The organism is Ruegeria sp. BHSB058, assembly GCF_059613285.1.
This window is the reverse complement of record NZ_JBXWSF010000028.1, coordinates 26,297-45,305: the sequence shown is the minus strand read 5'-3', so window position 1 is coordinate 45,305 and position 19,009 is coordinate 26,297. Positions and strand designations below refer to the sequence as shown.

Genomic DNA, 19,009 nt, shown 5'->3' with positions numbered 1-19,009 from the left:
TTGTCTTCAACCCTGACTGTCTTCTGCTTCAGTTTGATATGCGAACCTCTTCCAACGGATAGGCCAAAGCATCCTGCGCTTCCCAACTCACATGGCAATCGTGACAGAAAGACTGTTTGAACTTCATCGGCTTGCCGTTCGGCTGAACCGCTGAATAGACCCAACCATCGGTCTCGGGCGCTTCGTCCGAGGCAACCTTAGTCATCACGAAAAGTGGTCCGACCTTGGCTTGCTTGTTTTTCTTGTCGATGGAAATGCTCTCTTTGGCCAGAACGGACCCAATCGGCATTTCAACGCCTTCTTCGGCGAATTTCAGGTATTCCTCGGCAGCGATCGGGTTGGCAAATGTCAACAGCAACCGGTTGCCGTGTGGGCCGGCGACCGCAGGCCGGGTTCCGCTAACAGTCCAGTTGCGATAGTTCATCGCCAGCCGATCGCCTTCTTTTGCGTAGCTCTCCACCATCTTGTCTTTGATGCAGTCGTAGATAGTTCCGATATCTGTTTCGGTTAATTCAAACGGGTCTTCAGTCGGAATCGCGCATTCCTGAGCCGATACTGCGGTGACGCCGAACGTGCAGGCGATTGCTGCGGTGACCGTGAAAAGATGTCTTGTCATGGCTGTTCTCCCTTCAGTCGTCGTGGTGACTATCAGGCTCGCACAAAACAGACTTACTTATTCAGCACTTCCGTACACTTCAAAACACGAATCTGTGACAGAATGTGAGGACTTACGCTTTTGGGTGGGTGCGATTGTAGACTTCCATCAGACGCGCAGTGTCAACGGCAGTATAAGTCTGTGTTGTGGATAACGAGGCGTGTCCCAGCAATTCCTGGATGGCCCGCAAATCGCCTCCGGCGGCCAAGAGATGTGTCGCAAAACTGTGCCGAAGCGCATGCGGTGTGGCAGTTGCCGGAAGGCCAAGCTGCATTCTGGCCTTTGCCATCACCCCCTGGATTGTGCGAGGGTTCAATGCGCCGCCCCGGACGCCCCTGAACAGGGGCGCAGATGGTTCCTTGGGATAGGGGCAAAGGCGAACATAGGTGTCGATGGCGACACGGGCAGCTGGAATCACAGGTACAACACGTTCTTTCCCGCCTTTGCCGGTGATCCGAAGCGTATCCGGCAAGGGTGCGTCCATTCCCTTCAAAGACAAAGCTTCGGAGATCCTAAGGCCACAACCATAGAGCAAAGTGACAACCGCCACATCGCGGGCCGCTATCCAATCCTTTTCGGACTGCAGTTCGACAGTGTCGATAATGGCGCGAGCGGCGTCTTCAGCAAGCGGGCGGGGAAGCTTTTTGGTGAATTTGGGTGCGCGTGTGGATAGAACGGCGCTGGGTTCAAACCCTTCGCGCTCTGCCAGCCAGCGATAGAATGTCTTGACTGCAGACAGTTTGCGCGCAAGCGACCGGGCACCGACGCCTTCACTCCGTTGGTGCGCCATCCATGCACGCATGTCCGAGACTAATATCCTTGCGATGGGTGCCAGCCCTTCGGATTGCCCATGGTGCAATGTCATGAAGGACAGGAAATCAACCACATCTCCGCGATAGGCAATCAGGGTGTTTTCGGAATGTCCGGCCAGGGCTTTCTGGTTCTCCAGCCAGCGCTGAAGTGCGTCTCGGCAGGCTGGAGATATCAGGCTCACGACAGCCAGTGGCGCATCGAGCGTTCGAATACGTTGGCAAAAAATGACAGGAGATCGGTGCCAAGCTGCGGAGTGAAATGGCGGGGATCGGTGGAACCCATCACGATCATACCAGGAAGACGTCCGGTTCCCAGATCAAGCTTGAGGCACGCTTCGGATTTCAGTCGCATGGTCTGATCTCCAAAGATCTTCTGTGCAGAAGATGTTATCGGACGCAGTGTTACCGGTCGGGTTGCGCGCCGCGCATTACCACCGAGATAGGTATCGACAAAACCCGGCTCGACTACTTTCAATGCGTCGCCAAGCCGCGAAAGAACCGGATCGGTTCCATCAAGCGTGGACTCGAGGACAAGTGTGACGACGTCTACCCGCAGGATATCGGCTATGTCACCCCCAAGGGTCCCAAGGAACTCTTCGAAATCGGATGGTTCCAGCAGCCGAAGAATGGCGCGATGCACCAGATTGGTTCCTGCGAGGTTTTCATAAGCGGCAGCAATGACAGAACGGTGCGTGTCTTCCAACCGGTCGAGGCGGGCTTCCAGACGCTCCATTGCTATGGACCGCAAGTCTATGATGTTCTCGCCCATGGCGCGTTCATTGGCCGCAACCAGTGCTTGCATCAGATCCTTGTCGTCCAGAACAACGTCGGGTTTCGCTAGGATCGCGGCGCGCAGATTGTCTTCGAGTTTCGCTTCTCTGCTCATGATTTGTCCGTGTTTTTGTGTTGATGCGGTTTATAGCACGGCCTTTCGGCTTTGCTTAGGAAAAATCGAGGCAAAACCGTGAAATCGAAATCGCCCTGTGGTTGAAATGCAGCCAAGGCGTGCTGCTTCCTGCTAAGTCGCGACCAAAAGAGGTTTCCGGTGGAAAGCTTGGGGGCATGTGAGGGCATGGTTGGCCTGGCCGCGCACAAGACACGCTGCCAGACTCGATAGTCGCTTGCGCCGTGTAATCCGGTGTTAAGGGAATGTGTAAAAACCGGGGTTCCGCTTCACGAGCGGAAGTATCAAAGGATTTTCTGCCCAGTCTTAGCCCAGTCCGCCAAAAAGGTTTCAAGCCCTTTGTCGGTCAGCGGATGATCAGCCAACTTTTTGATCACGGCGGGCGGCGCGGTTATGACGTCGGCCCCGATCCGGGCGCTTTCAGTGACATGGTTCACGGTGCGGATCGAAGCGGCAAGGATCTCTGTCTCAAAGCCGTAGTTGTCATAGACGTGGCGGATGTCAGCAATCAGATCCATGCCATCAAGGTTGATGTCGTCAAGGCGACCGATGAAGGGTGAGATAAAGGTGGCACCCGCCTTTGCGGCGAGAATCGCCTGATTCACCGAGAAACACAGGGTGACGTTGACCATCTGCCCTTCGTCAGTCAGCGTTTTACAGGTTTTCAACCCGTCCCAGGTCAGCGGCACTTTGACTGCAATGTTCGGCGCGATGTTGGCCAGCTTGCGGCCTTCGGCAATCATGTCTTCTGCTTTTGTCGCAACAACTTCGGCCGACACCGGGCCATCAACGAGATCACAGATCTCCTGGGTTACTTCCAGAATGTCACGTCCCGATTTCAGGATCAGCGACGGGTTGGTGGTCACGCCGTCCACCATGCCCAGATCGTTCAGTTCCGCGATGGCATCGATCTCGGCGGTGTCTACAAAGAATTTCATGGGGCAGTCCTTTGATGGGTTGGCCTCTGTCGCGCTTGCCTTTACCTCAAAGGAACACCTGCCGAAACCCCTGTCGGAGAAAGGAAACACTTGAGGGCACCAGAATACTTTGGCCAAGGCGAGTTGGTGGCGGTTCTGACCACGCAGCCTCTTGATCGTACGCTGGACTACAAGGCGCCCGAAGGTGGCTGCTTTCCGGGTGCGTTCGTCGAAGTTCCATTGGGTCCGCGCAAGGTGCTGGGCGTGGTCTGGGGGGCGGGCAGAGGCGATTTCGATCGCTCCAAGATACGCTCGGTGATCCGGGTTCTGGATGTGGCGCCGATGCGCGAAGAGATGCGCCTGTTTCTGGCGCGCGCCGCAGATTACACACTGACGCCGATGCCCGCGATGCTGCGGCTGGCCACGCGTGCGCCCGGTCTCGCGGATCCGCCATCCATGCGCAAGATCTATCGGTCAGGCAATGTCGAACCGGATCGGCTGACAGACGCGCGCAGGCGGGTTTTGGAGGTTTTGCGCGACTACGGTGGCCTCGCCTTTACGTTGAGGGAATTGGCAGAGATGGCCGGGGTGACATCTTCGGTTGTCAAAGGGCTGGTCAAACAGGGGGCAGTGCGCGAGGAGGACAGTCCTCGAGATTTGCCTTACCCGATGCTCGATCCAGATAAACCGGGCAAGGTGCTGACGGAAGACCAGACTTTCGCAGCACGGACATTGCAACGAGCAATTCTGACGGGCGATTACGGTACGACGTTACTGAAGGGTGTGACCGGGTCGGGCAAGACCGAAGTGTATCTTGAGGCCGTGGCCGAGTCGGTCCGACTAGGAAGACAGGCGTTGGTACTGTTGCCCGAGATCGCCTTGACCGCCGAGTTCCTTACCCGCGTCGAAGCGCGCTTTGGGACCCGCCCGGCGGAATGGCATTCCGGCGTGACACTGACAGAACGCCGCCGTGTCTGGCGTATGGTCGGTCAGGGCGATGCGCAACTCGTTGTGGGTGCGCGCTCGGCGCTGTTTCTACCTTTTCGCGATCTTGGGCTAGTCGTGGTCGATGAAGAACACGACACATCGTACAAGCAAGAGGACGGAGTACTCTACAATGCGCGTGACATGGCCGTTCTGCGCGCTGCAATCTGCGGGGCGCGGGTGGTGCTGGCCAGCGCGACTCCCTCTTTGGAAAGTTGGGCAAACGCTCAAGCAGGCAAGTATGATCGGCTGGACCTGACAGCGCGCTTTGGCGAGGCAGTCCTGCCCGAGATGAAATCTTTGGACATGCGGGACGAACGGCTGCAGCCGGGGACGTGGATTTCACCGTCGCTCAGGCAAGCGGTCCTTAGACGGATCGAAAAGGGTGAACAGTCACTTTTGTTTATCAACCGGCGCGGTTACGCACCCGTTACTTTGTGCCGCGCTTGTGGCAATCAGATAGGATGTGATCATTGCGATGCGCGTATGGTCGAGCATCGCTTTCTCAAACGCCTGATGTGCCATCAATGCGGCGAAACCAAGCCGATGCCCGATGTCTGTCCTTCTTGCGGGGTGGACGGCAAGCTGGCACCGGTCGGGCCGGGAATAGAACGGTTGGCAGAAGAAGCCGCGGCGGCATTCCCCGATGCCCGGATCGCATTGCTGAGCTCCGATTTGTTCGGGTCTGCACGCGCGCTGAAGGAAAAGATCGAACAGATTGCCGAAGGGAACGCCGATATCATCATTGGTACGCAGCTTGTGGCAAAAGGGCACAACTTTCCGAAACTGACACTCGTAGGCGTCATCGACGCTGATCTTGGCCTGCAGGGGTCTGACCTGAGAGCAGCGGAGAGGACCTTTCAATTGATGCGACAGGTCGCAGGTAGGGCCGGGCGGGCAGACAGGCCGGGCCAGGCACTGTTGCAGACCTTTCAACCCGAACACCCGGTGATCCGGGGAATTCTGGCGGGCGACGAAGAGGCATTCTGGAAGGCCGAGGCTGCAGGGCGGCAGGCGGCGGGCGTACCGCCCTATGGGCGGATGGCGGGGATCATTCTGTCAGGTTCCGAGATTGGCCCTGTCTTCGATCTTGGAAATGATTTGGCCCGTAACGACTTTGCCATACGTCAGATCGGCGCTCAGGTCTTTGGCCCTGCACCCGCCCCGATTGCACGCATCAGGGGACGGCACAGGGTGAGATTGTTGGTCAAGGCCCCCAAAGGCGCATCGTTACAAGACGCAATCGCCAAATGGATTGCGCCGATACGGCTCAAGGGAGATATGCGGTTGGCAGTCGATATTGACCCGCAAAGTTTCTATTGACGATCAGATCGGCACCGTCCCGGATTTCTGATCGACAAGCATGTCGGTCGCCATGGCCCCGACCCACATGCAAAACAAGGCCAGCCATGCGGTTCCGGCAAAGATCGATCCCCCGGTAACGCCCGCACCGATGGCGCAGCCCCCGGCCAGCATTCCGCCAAAGCCCATCAAGGCGGCGCCGATCATCGCCTTGCGCATGGTCAAAGCATCATCAAATGCCTGAAACCGCATTTCGCCAGCCAGCCATGCGGCCAGCATTGCACCGATGAAAACGCCAGGAACCAGGCCCACGTCGAATTCCAGGACCGCATCGCGTTCTAGAAAAAACATCAGCGTATGTGCCGAAGGTCCGGTGAATGTCGCACTTTCGATTTGCACGGGTTCAAATGCAACTTGCGCAAGCGAGTAGGTCAGTACCCAGCCCAGAGCAACTGAAAACCCTACTCCCGACGCAAAGATCAACCGGGACACACCGATCTTTTGCCGGATCGATAGTGCCAATGCGACAAGTGCAATTGCCGCACCTAACATCAATCCACCGTATTGCGGTAACCCCAGCGCGGTCAGCATGTCCATATTGCGACCGCCGTCAGTGATCCACAAACTGGCCAGCTGATCGCGGAGCGGGGAAAGTATGCCGGTCAGGGTCATTTGGGCGACAACCGCAAAGATCAGCCCTGAAACCACTGAACGCAAATTTCCTGTTGCGGCCAGAACCAGCAAACGACCCGAGCACCCACGAGCCAAAACCATCCCGGCGCCAAACAAAAGCCCGCCTATGATCGCTCCGGACCAACTGCCGGGAACGGCCATCATGCGCGCGTCGGCCGACTCCATCAAACCCAGTAATTGTGCGGATTGGACCCAGACGACCGCCGTCGAAAATGTAAGGAACCAGACTGCAATCTTGTCCTCAATCCGTCCTCTGGCGAATTCGACTGTTGCGGCTCGCAGGCAGAATCGCGAACGCTGCGCTGCGACACCAAAAGTTATTCCGGTAATCAGACCGAACAGAGCGGCGGTTGGGGCTTCGCCGATCCGCTCGACGACGCTGACAAGGTCCATGGCAAACTCCATCGCATGCTTGGATGAGAACTAAGTAGATATTCAATTCTCTGCATTGATGCAGATCAGATGTGCGCAACCAGGTTTTCTCTCGCCAAGGTGACATATTGGGCGTAGAGGACATCTCATGCTGCAACCCGTCCCCTTGTCAGATGCGCGCGATCTGCCTTTCTGGCGCCGCCCGGTCACCTTGTTGTTTGTCATGGCCATGACCATGCCGATCGCGTTTAACGCGTGGAGCGCACTGCTGAACAATTTTGTCATTGAGGCGGCGAATTTTGATGGTGCCGACATCGGGTTGTTGCACACGGTGCGTGAAATCCCGGGTTTTCTGGCCATCGGGGTAATCGCTGTGATCATGGTGATCCGCGAACAGGTGCTGGCGATGATCTCGCTTGTGCTTTTGGGTGCTGCAACTGCGGTGACGGCATGGTTCCCAAGCCTGGGAGGATTGCTGTTCGTAACGCTCTTCAGTTCGATCGGCTTTCACTATTACGAAACGGTCAACCAGTCGCTGCAACTGCAATGGTTGCCCAAAGACCGAGCTCCGCAGGTTTTGGGATGGCTGGTGGCGACAGGCTCCACCGCAACTTTGATCGTGTATGGCCTGATCGTTCTGACCTGGAATCGTTTCGATTTGTCCTACAATACGGTTTTCATGGCCGCGGGCGGGATGACCGCGATTATGGCGCTATTTTGTCTTGTGGCGTTTCCACAGTTCGACTCCCCCACTCCACAAACAAAAAAGCTGATACTACGCCGTCGGTACTGGCTGTACTACGCGTTGCAGTTCATGGCTGGAGCGCGGCGGCAGATATTCATCGTGTTCGCCGGGTTCATGATGGTCGAAAAATTCGGTTTCGACGTACATGAACTGACCGGGCTGTACCTAATCAACCTGCTGATCAATATCTCCGTCGCTCCGATGCTGGGAAAGGCTGTAGCGTTGTTCGGCGAACGCCGAACCTTGATTTTTGAATACCTGGGTTTGGCAACGGTCTTTGCAGCTTACGGCGGTATCTATTGGTTCGGTTGGGGTGTGGTTCTGGCTGCCGTCCTTTACGTGATCGACCATGTTTTGTTCGCTCTGGCGTTGGCACTCAAGACCTACTTTCAGAAAATTGCCGACCCCGCCGATATAGCGCCAACTGCCGCAGTTGCCTTTACCATCAACCACATCGCAGCGGTGTTCCTACCCGCGCTGCTGGGTCTTTTGTGGGTGGTGTCTCCGGGTGCGGTATTCGGATTGGCCGCTTTGATGGCGCTGGTATCGCTTGGCCTGTCGCTGTTGATCCCGCGCCATCCCGAACCAGGTAACGAGACGGTTTTCTCAAAATATGCTCCGGCTCCGGCGGAGTGAGGCCTGATGTCTGACAAAAGGCGGTTCCTGAGCGGATCGACGATGGGGCATGTGGCGCGCATGACTCTGGCCGGTGCCGCCGGGATCACATTTGTCTTTCTGGTGGATGCGGCCAATCTGTTTTGGATTTCCAAACTCGGCCAGCCTCGTTTGATGGCGGCGATCGGCTTTGCCTTCGCAATCCAGTTTCTGTCAGTCAGCGTTGGCATCGGATTGATGATTGCGGCCACCGCGCTGATTTCGCGCCGGATCGGGCAGGGTCGGCGCGGGCTGGCGCGGCGTCAAGCTACCAGCACGATGGCCTTGGCATTCTTGATCCAGAGTGTCACAGGGTTCGGTATTCTGTTGTTCCGCCACCAGATCGTTGCCATGTCCGGGGCCGAAGGCGAAACAGCCGCACTGGCAGCGCGTTATCTGGCAATGACCGTGCCGTCTTTGGGCATCATGGCCGCGGGGATGATCGCCAATGGTGCGTTGCGGGCAGAGGGTGATGCCGTGCGTTCGATGTCTGTCACTCTGGCGTCCGGCGGCGTTGCGATGATCATCGACCCCATTCTGATCTATGGTCTGGGGTTGGGGTTGGATGGCGCTGCCGCCGGAGTGGTTCTGTTCCGGTTCGTAATGCTCGGCATGGCGCTCTATTTTGCGACCAATTCGAACGATCTTCTGGCACGTTTCAGGTGGCGTGATTGCCTAGGCACAACCCGCCCCTACCTTCTGATCGCCATACCTGCAATCCTGACCCAACTGGCGGCGCCGACCGGCAACTACATACTGACGTCGGTCATGGCCCAGTTCGGCGACCAGGCCATGGCCGGGTGGGCAGTTGTGGGTCGGCTTACGGTGGTCGCTTTCGGCGGCATCTTTTCTCTGGCAGGCGCGATCGGTGGCATCTTTGGTCAGAATTATGGGGCACGGTACTATGACCGGGTCTGCAGTACCTATCGCGATTCGATCCTGTTCGGTCTGGGGTATACGCTGGTGATGTGGGTTGTTTTGATTTCGGCAAGTCCGGTCATTGCCAGATGGTTTGAACTGCCTGCGGCTGCGCAGGGTGTTCTTCAGGCTTTCACCCATGTGGGAGCAGGTGGTTTCGTATTTGCTTCGATGTTGTTCGTCTCGAATGCGGCGTTCAACGCCCTGGGGCGACCCAGACGTGCAACTCTGACGAACTGGACAAGGGATATGGTGCTGACCTTACCAGCCGCCCTTTGGCTGGCTTCGATCTATGGCTCGTCTGGGGTCATTTACGCACAAGCTTTGTGCAGTTTCTTCGTGGGAATCGGCGCCGCTTCATGGGGGTGGAGATTCACAGTGTCGCTGGGTCGGGAAAAATTGCCAAACCTTGACCTCGAACCACCACGGTCTTACGCGCATGCAGACAGATTCAGGAGACGCTGATGCCCACATATACCGCATTGACCACATTGATCGGCAAAACCGCAGCCGAAGAGCTTGGCGTGGCGATGGAGCGGCTGCAGCCCGAACCGACCGGTGTCGGTGTGTTCGAAGTCGAGGATGGATCGGGGCTTTGGGAGATTGGCGGGTATTTTACCGAAGAGCCAGATGTTGCTGCCTTGGCGCTTCTATCGGCTGCGTTCGGGGCAAATCCCTTTGTTGTTTCAGAGCTTCCCGAAACTGACTGGGTTGCACATGTCCGCCGGGAACTTGCCCCGGTCGAGGCAGGGCGGTTCTTTGTCTACGGCAGCCATGATGCCGACAAGGTGCCGGACGGCAGCATTCCGCTGTTGATCGAGGCGGCAATGGCCTTTGGAACCGGTCATCACGGAACAACCCTCGGTTGCTTGCGGGCGCTGGATCGCTTGGTCGAAAACGGCTTTGAAGCGTCAAAGGTCGCAGACATCGGATGCGGGACCGCTGTTCTGGCTATGGCCGCGGCACGTGTTTGGTCCGGAGATTTTCTTGCCAGCGATATTGATGAAGTCGCGGTTGATGTGGCCAAGGCGAATCTTCGCGCGAACGGGATGGAGGGAAGTGTTCGGTGCCTTGAGGCGGCCGGGTTTGACCATCCGGAACTCAAGGCAGTGGGGCCTTATGAGTTGATTTTTGCCAATATCCTCAAAGGTCCTCTAGTCGCGTTGGCGCCTGATCTTGTGGAGAACCTTCAGCCAGGAGGATACGCCATATTATCGGGTATTTTGAATGAACAGGCACAAGATGTGGCGTCCGTCTATATCGAAAATGGAACCAATTTAGTGGAAAAAGAAGAAATTGGTGAGTGGACGACGCTCACTTTAACAAAAAATGGCGCAAAGTAGGCCTGTTTGCGGGGTTTTTTCGGTTTTCGCCATGCTTTCGGCGCATTTCGCGCCTAGCCTGACCTCTTAGAGGACAGGAGGGCGAAGTCCCGGAGGCTGCAATGGTTGATAAACCAATGGAGTTCGATCAACGAGTAAGGCGCTTGAATAAAAAGCACCAAGCCATGTCGCGCGGCTATTTTGCGAGAATGCGCTCGGATGGTTTGATTGTAATGAAACCGCACAGAGTCCGCTCGGCGCTGCCGCTTCGAGTGCTGGTGATGTTCGGGGTCGCTTTTTTCGTGTTCAAGGCTTTTCTTTTGGCCGCCTTGGGGCAAGCATCATACAGCGACCGGGTCGAGCGTCTGAGCGAAGGTACTTCGGTGGAGAAGGCTGGTGCGTGGGTGATGCAGGTCGAGCCCATCACCGAATTGATTGCAACTCAATTGGGGTCGATTTTGCGCTAAATTCAGCGACCAGTAGTGAAAAACGCCGCGTCTGGGAGAATACGCGGCGTTTTCGTTTTGCCCCCGAGGGAAAAGAATGGGGCGGGATGTGAGCGGCAGGCTTAGCGCTTACCATTGGCAACAAGATCAATGTCGCCACGGCACATGCCGATATCTTCCAATTCACGATCCGACAGCCCGGAAAGTGCGTCACGGGTGACGCGGGCGTCATTCCATTCGACAAAGGTGTTGATGACCATTGCGAAAAGCTCGCCGATACGGCCAACGAGGCCGAACGAGCCAGTGGTGGTGCGGGTGGTGTCCAGTGCAGCCATATCCTGTTTCCTTCTATCTAGAATGAATCGTACGTTGTTTCGATCTGCCGGGCATCTAGTGAGGTAAGAGTGTATCCACAAGCGCGAAAAATGCATGTGTCCTATGCAGTTTCTGCAATGGTCTGATGCTGTGAAACAGCCTTGAAACATTGGTGAATTTCGCCCTTTCAGTGTGTCGAAACCAGACCGCAAAAAGTCGAATTTGAGCGCCGAAGTCGTGAGTGTGGCATCAATGTCGTTTTTGTGCGTGAACGCAAACTTCTTGGAGAATGTTCTTGTTTCGTGCTAGTGGGGTAAAAAGGCATCAATAACCCGAGCGGGCTGAGGCGGAATATGCGAATTCTGGGGATTGATCCGGGGCTGCGTACCCTGGGATGGGGCGTCATCGAATCACATGGCAGTCGTCTTAGCCACGTAGCGAATGGGCTGTGTCATTCCGACGGTGATGATCTGGGTGAAAGGCTGTTGTCGCTTCATAATCAGATCGTCGAGGTGATTGCGGCCCATGCACCCGATCAGGCTGCCATCGAACAGACTTTCGTGAACAAGGATGGGGCCGGAACGCTGAAGTTGGGTCAGGCGCGAGGTGTGGCATTGCTCACCTTGGCCCAAGCGGGGTTGCCGGTCGGGGAATATGCGCCGAACCGGGTGAAAAAGACCGTCGTGGGTGTCGGGCATGCTGAAAAGGAACAGGTCTTGCACATGGTCAAACTGCAACTGCCCGGATGCCAGCCCAAAGGTGCGGATGCAGCGGATGCGCTGGCTATTGCGATTTGTCACGCCTATTACGGCAAGACGCAACCGGTGCGGTTGAAAAAGGTGCGGGGATGATTGGAAAATTGACGGGGCGGCTGGGTTATCGGGCTGCGGATCACATTTTGATCGACGTGCGCGGTGTCGGATACATTGTCTACTGCTCCGACCGGACCATGGCGGCGCTGCCCGGAGCGGGTGAAGCGGTCGCTCTTTATACCGATATGGTGGTGCGGGAAGACCTGATGCAGCTTTATGGTTTCATGTCCTTGGTCGAAAAGGAATGGCATCGTTTGTTGTGTTCGGTTCAAGGCGTCGGCGCCAAGGTCTCGCTCGCCATTCTCGGAGCCTTGGGGCCGGATGGCGTCAGCCGGGCAATCGCACTTGGAGATTGGGCATCGGTCAAGGCGGCCAAGGGTGTCGGTCCGAAGACGGCGCAAAGGATCGTCTTGGACCTGAAAGACAAGGCCCCAGGTGTAATGGCTATGGGCGGGGCCGTTGTTGATGCGATGGACGGGCCCTTTGCTGAAGTAGTCGAGCCGACTATTGCCGAGCCTGCACCGGCAGGGAAAAAACTGCCAAAGCAGCCCGTTGGTGCCGCGGCAGCGACCGCTGGGGCATTGTCTGCCTTATCCAATCTCGGGTATGGACCGTCAGAAGCCGCCGCCGCCGTCGCTGAGGCTGCAGCGAACAATTCGGATGCAGGGGAGGCGGAACTGATCCGCGCTGCGCTGAAACTTCTGGCTCCGAAAGGGTGACTGATTGATGGTCGATGCTGATCCAACTCTTCGCCCAGAGCCTTTGCCCGAGGACAATGACCGCGCCCTTCGCCCGCAGGGATTGGATGAATTCATCGGTCAGGCCGAGGCGCGCGCCAATCTGCGCGTGTTCATTCAGTCCGCTCGCCAGCGGGGTGAGGCTATGGACCACACCCTGTTTCACGGCCCCCCAGGGCTGGGAAAGACGACACTAGCGCAGATCGTTGCGCGCGAATTGGGGGTGAATTTCCGCATGACCTCGGGGCCGGTTCTAGCCAAGGCGGGGGATCTGGCGGCAATCCTCACCAATCTGGAACAGCGCGACGTACTGTTCATTGACGAAATTCATCGCCTCAACCCGACGGTCGAAGAGGTGCTTTATCCCGCGATGGAGGACTTTGAACTCGATCTAGTGATAGGTGAAGGTCCAGCTGCGCGCACTGTGCGGATCGAGTTGCAGCCGTTTACACTGGTCGGGGCGACAACGCGGATGGGTTTGTTGACGACCCCCCTGCGCGACCGGTTCGGAATCCCCACGCGGCTGCAGTTTTACACGGTGGACGAGTTGCACGAAATCGTCACACGGAATGCCAGAAAACTGGGCGCACCTGCGGATCATGACGGCGCGCGCGAGATTGCGCGGCGGTCGCGCGGAACGCCCAGGATTGCTGGTCGCCTGCTGCGTCGCGTTGTGGATTTTGCCGTTGTCGAAGGCGACGGGCGGATCACTCGCGACCTGGCGGATGGGGCGTTGACCCGGCTTGGTGTGGATAATCTGGGTCTGGACGGAGCGGATCGAAGGTATCTCAAGCTGATAGCCGAGAATTATTCCGGCGGCCCGGTGGGTATTGAAACCCTATCAGCGGCGCTTTCGGAAAGCCGCGATTCGTTGGAAGAAGTGATCGAGCCATTCCTTTTGCAGCAAGGGCTGATCCAACGAACCCCGCGCGGGCGAATGTTGGCTCAAAAGGCCTGGGCGCATTTGGGGATGCCGATGCCAAAGCGGCAAAGCGACCTCTTTGGTTGAAGCATTGTGCCACAATGTATTATGCCTCCGGCGGGAGTAATTCCGAAAATAAGAAGTTGTACTTGTGACACCAGAAGACGTCGAAAACTTGTTCACGCGCGAAAGCGGTGAATTTCTGTTTGCCCGTTGGGGACGCCCGATCGTTCCGATCGTATTTGGGGTCGAGGCCCAGACCCTGTCGGTCGTAAAGGGTGCGTTCGAGGCTGTCGTGGCGTTGGCTGGTCACAAAATGGCCGAGACGGATCCGGAGTTGGGCGCCAATTGCATGGTGTTCTTCTTCCGCGAGTGGGAAGAGTTGCTTGAAGTGCCGGATCTTGATCGGCTGATCCCCGATTTGAAACTGCTAATCGACCGGCTGGTTACGGCAGAGGCCAACCAATACCGGGTGTTTAGGTTCGAAGAAGACGGTGCAATCAAGGCTGCATTTGTATTTCTGCGTATGGACAAGCAATTGTCCGACATGCCTGCCGAAACACTTGCATTGAACCAAGTGGTGCAGACGATCCTGTTGTGGTCCGACACAGCCTTTCGTGCGCAGTCCCCTCTGGCCATCGCGGGTGACGCAACGATCCTGAGGCCCGACGTTGCCGCGTTGATCCGGGCCGCTTATGATCCGGTCTTGCCGGGGGCGGCGCGGGACAGCTCCCATGCGCTGAGATTGTTTGCCCGCCTAGAGCAAACGCTATGACGCATGTCTTTCCTGTCCGGGTTTACTATGAAGATACCGACATGGGGGGCATTGTCTATCACGCCAACTATCTGCGGTTCATTGAACGGGCCCGCTCGGACTGGGTGCGTCAGTTGGGCAATGACCAGAATGCCATGCGGGATGCGGGCATTGTCTGGGTCGTGCGTCGGATCGAGGCTGACTATATTTCCACGGCGAAATTTGAGGATGAACTGGTTGTCGAGACCGAAATGATTTCGTTGTCCGGTGTCCGCTTGACCATGTCCCAATCGGTCAAGCGCGGCGAAACAGAGGTGTTCCGGGCCATGGTTACAGCGGTCTGCATGAATACGGCTGGAAAGCCCGTACGCCTACCGGCAGAGATTCGCGCATTGCTGTAACATTTTTTGCTACAGAGGTGGTATTGTTGGCATTTCATTCCGATCTACGCTAGCGTTCGCCAAAACAAGGCCGAAACAATGGCCCTTCAGGCAGAAAAAGAGCAGGTTCATGGAAGCTGAGACGCTGGCGCTGGCGCAGGAGATCGATTTCTCCATGTGGGGGCTGTTTGCCCGCGCAACTTTTGTCGTGAAACTGGTGATGTTGATGTTGATCTTCGCGTCCTTCTGGTCGTGGGCCATCATCATTCAGAAACTGATCAACTACCGAAAAGCTCGGGCGGAAGCAGAGGACTTCGACGAAGCCTTCTGGTCAGGCAATCCGCTCGACGAACTTTTTGATCAGACAGGACCGCAACCGGACGGCAGTTCAGAAAAGATATTTGCCGCCGGGATGATCGAATGGCGCCGCTCTCATCGCAATGATGGCGGGATGATAGCGGGCGCACAGGCGCGCATCGACCGATCAATGGATGTTGCGATCGCCAAGGAGTCAGAAGCACTGCAAAAGGGGTTGCCAATTCTTGCCACTGTCGGTTCGACTGCTCCGTTTATCGGCCTGTTCGGAACTGTCTGGGGCATCATGAACGCCTTTATCGAGATTGCCGAACAGCAGAATACTAACCTGGCCGTGGTCGCGCCTGGGATTGCCGAAGCGCTGATGGCTACGGGTTTTGGCCTGCTGGCGGCCATTCCGGCGGTGATCTTCTATAACAAACTAAGCGCCGACAGCGACCGGATCGTTTCTGGCTACGAGGCCTTTGCTGACGAGTTCGCAACCATCCTGTCACGTCAGCTGGACACCTGAGCCATGGGAGCTGCTGTTCAGCAAAAAAGTGGCACAGGGCGTCGGCGTGGCCGCCGGCGCGGAAGTGTACGGCCGATGTCCGAGATTAACGTCACACCCTTCGTGGATGTGATGCTCGTGTTGCTTATAATTTTTATGGTGGCGGCGCCGCTGTTGACGGTCGGCGTGCCGGTAGATTTGCCGAAAACGGCAGCAACGGCACTGCCAAGCGACACCGAAGAGCCGCTGACTGTAACAATGACCGCAGATGGTAGTGTGCAGATTCAGACGACGGATGTCGTCCGCGAGGAATTGATTGGAAAACTGCGCGCTATTGCGGCAGAGCGGTCGAGCGACAAGGTGTTCTTGCGCGCGGATGGTGCCATTCCTTATGCGCAGGTGATGGAAGTCATGGGGGCGTTGAATGCGGGTGGTTTTTCGAATGTCGGCCTTGTGACGGATACCGGCGGGCCGACGCTGGATGACGGTTGAGAGTGAGGACGCGGTTTGCAAACCGGTACCAAGATCTCTGGCGTCGCTCATGTGATTCTGATCGGATGGGCCTTGTTCGGCGGCACCTTCCGTTCCGAGCCATTGCCATTCGAAGTTCAGGATGTTTCCGTGATCTCGGCTGAGGAGTTCGCGGCCTTGACCGCTCCACAAGAGGCACCTGAAGTGTCGGATTCACTTGCGGCCCTTCAACAGCCCGACGTGCCAGATGACAAACCTTCCGCTCCGGAGCAGGTCGAAGGCGAACTGCCCCGCCCTGAACCAGAAACGCCGCCGGAGCCCCAGGCAGAAACAGCGCCTGAGCCGGTTCTGCCGACACCTGATCCCGAAGTATCTGAGGAGCTTCCAACTTTGCAGCAGCCCGAGCCAGAGGTTGTCGCCCTACCAGTCCCGCCGGGGAAAAAGCCAAAGCCGCGCCCGGCCGACAAGGTCGCTCCACAGCCAGTTGCGCCGCCACTGCCGGACGTGACGCCTGACGATGTGGAAACCCCGCCTGTTGCGCAGGATGAAGGTGCGGAAGAACAGCAAGAGCAGCAGGAGCAAACCGCCCAGGAGGAGGCGACGGATCAAATCGTGACCGAAGCGGAGCAAAGCAAGGAGCTTGCCCCTGACCGGTCTCCGCGCCCGGCGTCGAGGCGCCCGCAAGCGCCCAAGCCCGAGCAGGTCGCTGAAGCGGAGCAAAAGCCCGAAGCCAAACCAGAGTCCTCGTCGACGAATACGGATTCAACTGCGAGCAGTGACTCTGCGGTCGAGGATGCATTGAAGGAAGCTTTGGCAAGCGGACAGGACGGTGCGCCTGCACCGAGCGGCCCGCCGCTGACCGGCGGAGAGAAGGATGCTCTGCGCATCGCGGTTTCGAATTGCTGGAACGTCGGGTCCCTGTCGACAGAAGCGCTGAAAACAACAGTGATTGTATCAGTGGCCATGCAACAGGATGGTAAACCTGTCGCCAACAGCATTCGCCTACTTGAAAGTTCCGGCGGATCGACCGGAGCCGCGCAGCAGGCTTTCGAGGCGGCGCGTCGCGCGATCATTCGATGCGGTGCAAAAGGTTACAACCTGCCTGCCGATAAATATGGCCAGTGGCAGAGTATCGAGATTACATTCAACCCCGAGAGGATGCGGATCAAATGATGAAATTCCTGACGAGCCTCCTACTGGGTGCGGCGGTGCTCGCCATACCCGCACTTGCACAGAACCAGCCGTTGCGGATCGAGATCACGGAAGGTGTGATCGAACCATTGCCTTACGCGATTCCAGATTTTGTGCCCGACAACGCGGCGGCGGTGGAGTATGCGTCGCAGATTGCACGGGTCGTGGCTGCAGATCTCAGTGGAACAGGACTGTTTCGCGAAATTTCAGCGGACGCTTTTATCAGCCGGGTGAGCAGTTTCGAGGCCCCTGTCCAGTTCGCGGATTGGAAGGCGATCAACGCACAGGCGCTGGTAACCGGTGCGGTCAATGTCTCGGGGAATCGTCTGACCGTCCGGTTCCGGGTCTGGGATGTGTTTTCCGGTGCAGAACTCGGCGACGGTCTGCAATTCACCGGCACCTCGGACGGCTGGCGGCGTATGGCACACAAGGTCGCCGATCAGGTCTACAGCCGTATCACCGGTGAAGGGGCCTATTTTGACAGCCGCGTTGCCTTTGTTTCGGAAAGCGGCCCCAAAGACCAGCGCCGCAAGCGCTTGGCAATCATGGACTATGATGGCGCCAATGTTCAGTACCTGACCGATAGCGCCGCGATTGTTCTGGCCCCGCGATTTTCATCGTCTGGAGATCGGTTGTTATACACAAGTTATGAAAGCGGCGCACCGCGCATCTATGTGCTGGATATTGGCAGTGTGCAGCGAAGGGTGCTGCCAACTCAAGAAGGGACAATGAGCTTTGCCCCAAGGTTCTCTCCCGATGGCGGCACAGTTCTGTATTCTCTGTCCCAAGGCGGAAATACTGATCTTTGGAAGATGGACGTTGCCTCGGGTAACAGTGCCCGGCTCACCAGCGCTCCATCGATTGAAACCGCGCCCAGTTATTCTCCGGATGGCAGCCGGATCGTATTCGAAAGCGACCGCTCGGGTTCGCCGCAACTGTATATTATGTCAGCCGCTGGCGGCGATGCCACGCGGATCAGTTTCGGCCCAGGGCGCTATGGGACACCGGTATGGTCCCCGCGCGGTGACCTGATTGCCTTTACCAAGCAGAATGAAGGCCGTTTTCACATTGGGGTAATGCGAACCGACGGCAAGGAAGAACGCCTATTGACGGCCTCTTTTCTTGATGAAGGGCCAACATGGGCGCCGAATGGGCGAGTAATCATGTTCACGCGGGAAACGCAGGGTGCAGATGGGCGGTCAACGCTTTATTCAGTGGATATTTCGGGGCGCAACCTGAAGGCGGTTCGCACGCCGGATGGTGGCAGCGATCCAACGTGGTCACCCTTGCAGAAATAGCGGCATAACGACTGCGCGATCTCGTTCACAAGGGGCGGGCAGTGTGGTAAACAAAGACAAACAACAAACAAACCAAGAGGCGACTGGAAATGAACGTATTGAGCAAATTTGCCGCTCTAGGCGCGGTGGCGCTGCTTGCGGCGTGCAGCAACAACGACCCTTCAACATGGGGCAACGGTGGGGCAGGCGGGGCCGGTGGTGTATTGGCGCCGGGATCGGTCAGTGATCCGCACTCTCCAGCATATTTCCAGCAAGCCGTTGGTGATCGTGTACTGTTTGCGGTCGATCAATCGACTCTGTCGCCCGAGGCACAGGCGACGCTGCAAGCACAGGCGGAATGGCTGATGAGCAACCCTGACTATACCGCGACCATCGAAGGTCATGCGGACGAACAGGGCACACGTGAATACAACCTTGCTCTTGGTGCACGCCGTGCCAATGCGGCACGCGAGTTTTTGGTCTCGCGTGGTGTTGCGGGCAACCGCCTGACAACTATCAGCTATGGCAAGGAACGACCGATTGAGATTTGCAGCGACGAGGCGTGCTATTCCAAGAACCGCCGGGCTGTTACGGTCCTGACCGGCGCAACTACAGGATAAT

At 57.2% G+C, this 19,009-nt stretch carries 21 protein-coding genes; 15 read left to right on the top strand and 6 right to left on the bottom strand.

What is annotated here, in order from left to right:
* Positions 1–28: 28 nt before the first annotated feature.
* The 4 genes from AC2FNB_RS09490 to fsa all read right to left on the bottom strand — a co-directional run bounded on the left by AC2FNB_RS09490 (position 29) and on the right by fsa (position 3,309).
* Positions 29–616: a cytochrome P460 family protein gene (locus AC2FNB_RS09490; RefSeq protein ID WP_496745899.1), complete on the bottom strand. Its 588-nt coding sequence runs from the start codon at positions 614–616 to the stop codon at positions 29–31.
* 112 nt (positions 617–728) lie between these two features.
* Positions 729–1,649: a tyrosine recombinase XerC gene (locus AC2FNB_RS09485; protein ID WP_496745897.1), complete on the bottom strand. Its 921-nt coding sequence runs from the start codon at positions 1,647–1,649 to the stop codon at positions 729–731.
* Complete coding sequence (locus tag AC2FNB_RS09480; protein WP_496745895.1) at positions 1,646–2,353, bottom strand: DUF484 family protein; 708 nt, start codon at positions 2,351–2,353, stop codon at positions 1,646–1,648. The genes AC2FNB_RS09485 and AC2FNB_RS09480 overlap by 4 nt, the downstream gene beginning before the upstream one ends.
* Before the next feature lie 302 nt (positions 2,354–2,655).
* On the bottom strand, positions 2,656–3,309 hold the full coding sequence (gene fsa / locus AC2FNB_RS09475; protein WP_480748017.1) for a fructose-6-phosphate aldolase: 654 nt from the start codon (positions 3,307–3,309) through the stop codon (positions 2,656–2,658).
* Between the two features lie 90 nt (positions 3,310–3,399).
* Between fsa and AC2FNB_RS09470 the strand changes: the two genes are divergently transcribed.
* On the top strand, positions 3,400–5,595 hold the full coding sequence (locus AC2FNB_RS09470; RefSeq protein ID WP_496745893.1) for a primosomal protein N': 2,196 nt from the start codon (positions 3,400–3,402) through the stop codon (positions 5,593–5,595).
* A 3-nt stretch (positions 5,596–5,598) separates the two neighbouring features.
* Here the strand turns inward: AC2FNB_RS09470 and AC2FNB_RS09465 are convergent, their stop codons facing one another.
* Positions 5,599–6,660 (bottom strand): YeeE/YedE family protein, encoded by a 1,062-nt coding sequence (locus AC2FNB_RS09465; RefSeq protein ID WP_496745892.1) that lies wholly within the window; start codon positions 6,658–6,660, stop codon positions 5,599–5,601.
* A 127-nt stretch (positions 6,661–6,787) separates the two neighbouring features.
* Between AC2FNB_RS09465 and AC2FNB_RS09460 the strand changes: the two genes are divergently transcribed.
* The 4 genes from AC2FNB_RS09460 to AC2FNB_RS09445 all read left to right on the top strand — a co-directional run bounded on the left by AC2FNB_RS09460 (position 6,788) and on the right by AC2FNB_RS09445 (position 10,745).
* On the top strand, positions 6,788–8,020 hold the full coding sequence (locus AC2FNB_RS09460; RefSeq protein WP_496745890.1) for an MFS transporter: 1,233 nt from the start codon (positions 6,788–6,790) through the stop codon (positions 8,018–8,020).
* 6 nt (positions 8,021–8,026) lie between these two features.
* Positions 8,027–9,421, top strand: a complete 1,395-nt coding sequence (locus AC2FNB_RS09455; RefSeq protein WP_496745888.1) for an MATE family efflux transporter — start codon at positions 8,027–8,029, stop codon at positions 9,419–9,421.
* Positions 9,421–10,299, top strand: coding sequence for a 50S ribosomal protein L11 methyltransferase (locus tag AC2FNB_RS09450; RefSeq protein WP_496745886.1), 879 nt, complete (start codon positions 9,421–9,423; stop codon positions 10,297–10,299). Before AC2FNB_RS09455 ends, AC2FNB_RS09450 begins: the two co-directional genes overlap by 1 nt.
* A 101-nt stretch (positions 10,300–10,400) precedes the next feature.
* Positions 10,401–10,745, top strand: a complete 345-nt coding sequence (locus AC2FNB_RS09445; protein ID WP_496745884.1) for a hypothetical protein — start codon at positions 10,401–10,403, stop codon at positions 10,743–10,745.
* A 101-nt stretch (positions 10,746–10,846) separates the two neighbouring features.
* On the opposite strand, the gene AC2FNB_RS09440 is transcribed toward AC2FNB_RS09445, so the two are convergent.
* The gene (locus AC2FNB_RS09440) at positions 10,847–11,059 is read right to left on the bottom strand and encodes a DUF1127 domain-containing protein (RefSeq protein ID WP_480748010.1); all 213 of its coding nucleotides are present in this window, start codon (positions 11,057–11,059) and stop codon (positions 10,847–10,849) included.
* A gap of 333 nt (positions 11,060–11,392) precedes the next feature.
* Here AC2FNB_RS09440 and ruvC point away from each other — a divergent pair, with 333 nt between their 5' ends.
* The 10 genes from ruvC (at position 11,393) to pal (ending at position 19,008) form a co-directional block, all read left to right on the top strand.
* Positions 11,393–11,890 (top strand): crossover junction endodeoxyribonuclease RuvC, encoded by a 498-nt coding sequence (gene ruvC / locus AC2FNB_RS09435; protein WP_480748009.1) that lies wholly within the window; start codon positions 11,393–11,395, stop codon positions 11,888–11,890.
* Positions 11,887–12,570, top strand: a complete 684-nt coding sequence (gene ruvA, locus AC2FNB_RS09430; RefSeq protein ID WP_496745883.1) for a Holliday junction branch migration protein RuvA — start codon at positions 11,887–11,889, stop codon at positions 12,568–12,570. The genes ruvC and ruvA overlap by 4 nt, the downstream gene beginning before the upstream one ends.
* A gap of 7 nt (positions 12,571–12,577) precedes the next feature.
* Complete coding sequence (gene ruvB, locus AC2FNB_RS09425) at positions 12,578–13,597, top strand: Holliday junction branch migration DNA helicase RuvB (protein ID WP_480748007.1); 1,020 nt, start codon at positions 12,578–12,580, stop codon at positions 13,595–13,597.
* Positions 13,598–13,661: 64 nt separating this feature from the next.
* Positions 13,662–14,285, top strand: a complete 624-nt coding sequence (locus AC2FNB_RS09420) for a hypothetical protein (protein WP_496745881.1) — start codon at positions 13,662–13,664, stop codon at positions 14,283–14,285.
* Positions 14,282–14,665 carry a tol-pal system-associated acyl-CoA thioesterase gene (gene ybgC / locus AC2FNB_RS09415; RefSeq protein ID WP_480748005.1) on the top strand — a complete coding sequence of 128 codons (384 nt, stop codon included), beginning with the start codon at positions 14,282–14,284 and terminating at the stop codon, positions 14,663–14,665. Before AC2FNB_RS09420 ends, ybgC begins: the two co-directional genes overlap by 4 nt.
* A 109-nt stretch (positions 14,666–14,774) precedes the next feature.
* A complete protein-coding gene (gene tolQ, locus AC2FNB_RS09410) occupies positions 14,775–15,470 on the top strand; it encodes a protein TolQ (protein WP_496745879.1) in 696 nt (231 codons plus the stop codon).
* A 3-nt stretch (positions 15,471–15,473) separates the two neighbouring features.
* Positions 15,474–15,941 carry a protein TolR gene (gene tolR, locus AC2FNB_RS09405; RefSeq protein ID WP_480748003.1) on the top strand — a complete coding sequence of 156 codons (468 nt, stop codon included), beginning with the start codon at positions 15,474–15,476 and terminating at the stop codon, positions 15,939–15,941.
* A 15-nt stretch (positions 15,942–15,956) separates the two neighbouring features.
* Positions 15,957–17,093: a cell envelope integrity protein TolA gene (tolA, locus tag AC2FNB_RS09400; RefSeq protein ID WP_480748002.1), complete on the top strand. Its 1,137-nt coding sequence runs from the start codon at positions 15,957–15,959 to the stop codon at positions 17,091–17,093.
* On the top strand, positions 17,090–18,409 hold the full coding sequence (gene tolB / locus AC2FNB_RS09395) for a Tol-Pal system beta propeller repeat protein TolB (RefSeq protein WP_496745877.1): 1,320 nt from the start codon (positions 17,090–17,092) through the stop codon (positions 18,407–18,409). Before tolA ends, tolB begins: the two co-directional genes overlap by 4 nt.
* An 89-nt stretch (positions 18,410–18,498) precedes the next feature.
* Entirely contained in the window at positions 18,499–19,008 is a 510-nt protein-coding gene (pal, locus tag AC2FNB_RS09390) for a peptidoglycan-associated lipoprotein Pal (protein WP_496745875.1), read from the top strand.
* The last annotated feature ends 1 nt before the right edge of the window (position 19,009 follow it).

What these genes read in the sequence shown, in the direction of transcription:
- AC2FNB_RS09440 (WP_480748010.1), bottom strand. Translation starts at nt 11,059, where the DNA reads ATGGCTGCACTGGACACCACCCGCACCACCACTGGCTCGTTCGGCCTC.
- pal (WP_496745875.1), top strand. Translation starts at nt 18,499, where the DNA reads ATGAACGTATTGAGCAAATTTGCCGCTCTAGGCGCGGTGGCGCTGCTT.
- AC2FNB_RS09465 (WP_496745892.1), bottom strand. Translation starts at nt 6,660, where the DNA reads ATGGACCTTGTCAGCGTCGTCGAGCGGATCGGCGAAGCCCCAACCGCC.
- tolR (WP_480748003.1), top strand. Translation starts at nt 15,474, where the DNA reads ATGGGAGCTGCTGTTCAGCAAAAAAGTGGCACAGGGCGTCGGCGTGGC.
- ruvC (WP_480748009.1), top strand. Translation starts at nt 11,393, where the DNA reads ATGCGAATTCTGGGGATTGATCCGGGGCTGCGTACCCTGGGATGGGGC.
- AC2FNB_RS09480 (WP_496745895.1), bottom strand. Translation starts at nt 2,353, where the DNA reads ATGAGCAGAGAAGCGAAACTCGAAGACAATCTGCGCGCCGCGATCCTA.
- tolB (WP_496745877.1), top strand. Translation starts at nt 17,090, where the DNA reads ATGATGAAATTCCTGACGAGCCTCCTACTGGGTGCGGCGGTGCTCGCC.
- ruvA (WP_496745883.1), top strand. Translation starts at nt 11,887, where the DNA reads ATGATTGGAAAATTGACGGGGCGGCTGGGTTATCGGGCTGCGGATCAC.
- ruvB (WP_480748007.1), top strand. Translation starts at nt 12,578, where the DNA reads ATGGTCGATGCTGATCCAACTCTTCGCCCAGAGCCTTTGCCCGAGGAC.
- AC2FNB_RS09490 (WP_496745899.1), bottom strand. Translation starts at nt 616, where the DNA reads ATGACAAGACATCTTTTCACGGTCACCGCAGCAATCGCCTGCACGTTC.
- AC2FNB_RS09455 (WP_496745888.1), top strand. Translation starts at nt 8,027, where the DNA reads ATGTCTGACAAAAGGCGGTTCCTGAGCGGATCGACGATGGGGCATGTG.
- AC2FNB_RS09445 (WP_496745884.1), top strand. Translation starts at nt 10,401, where the DNA reads ATGGTTGATAAACCAATGGAGTTCGATCAACGAGTAAGGCGCTTGAAT.
- ybgC (WP_480748005.1), top strand. Translation starts at nt 14,282, where the DNA reads ATGACGCATGTCTTTCCTGTCCGGGTTTACTATGAAGATACCGACATG.
- tolQ (WP_496745879.1), top strand. Translation starts at nt 14,775, where the DNA reads ATGGAAGCTGAGACGCTGGCGCTGGCGCAGGAGATCGATTTCTCCATG.
- AC2FNB_RS09450 (WP_496745886.1), top strand. Translation starts at nt 9,421, where the DNA reads ATGCCCACATATACCGCATTGACCACATTGATCGGCAAAACCGCAGCC.
- fsa (WP_480748017.1), bottom strand. Translation starts at nt 3,309, where the DNA reads ATGAAATTCTTTGTAGACACCGCCGAGATCGATGCCATCGCGGAACTG.
- AC2FNB_RS09460 (WP_496745890.1), top strand. Translation starts at nt 6,788, where the DNA reads ATGCTGCAACCCGTCCCCTTGTCAGATGCGCGCGATCTGCCTTTCTGG.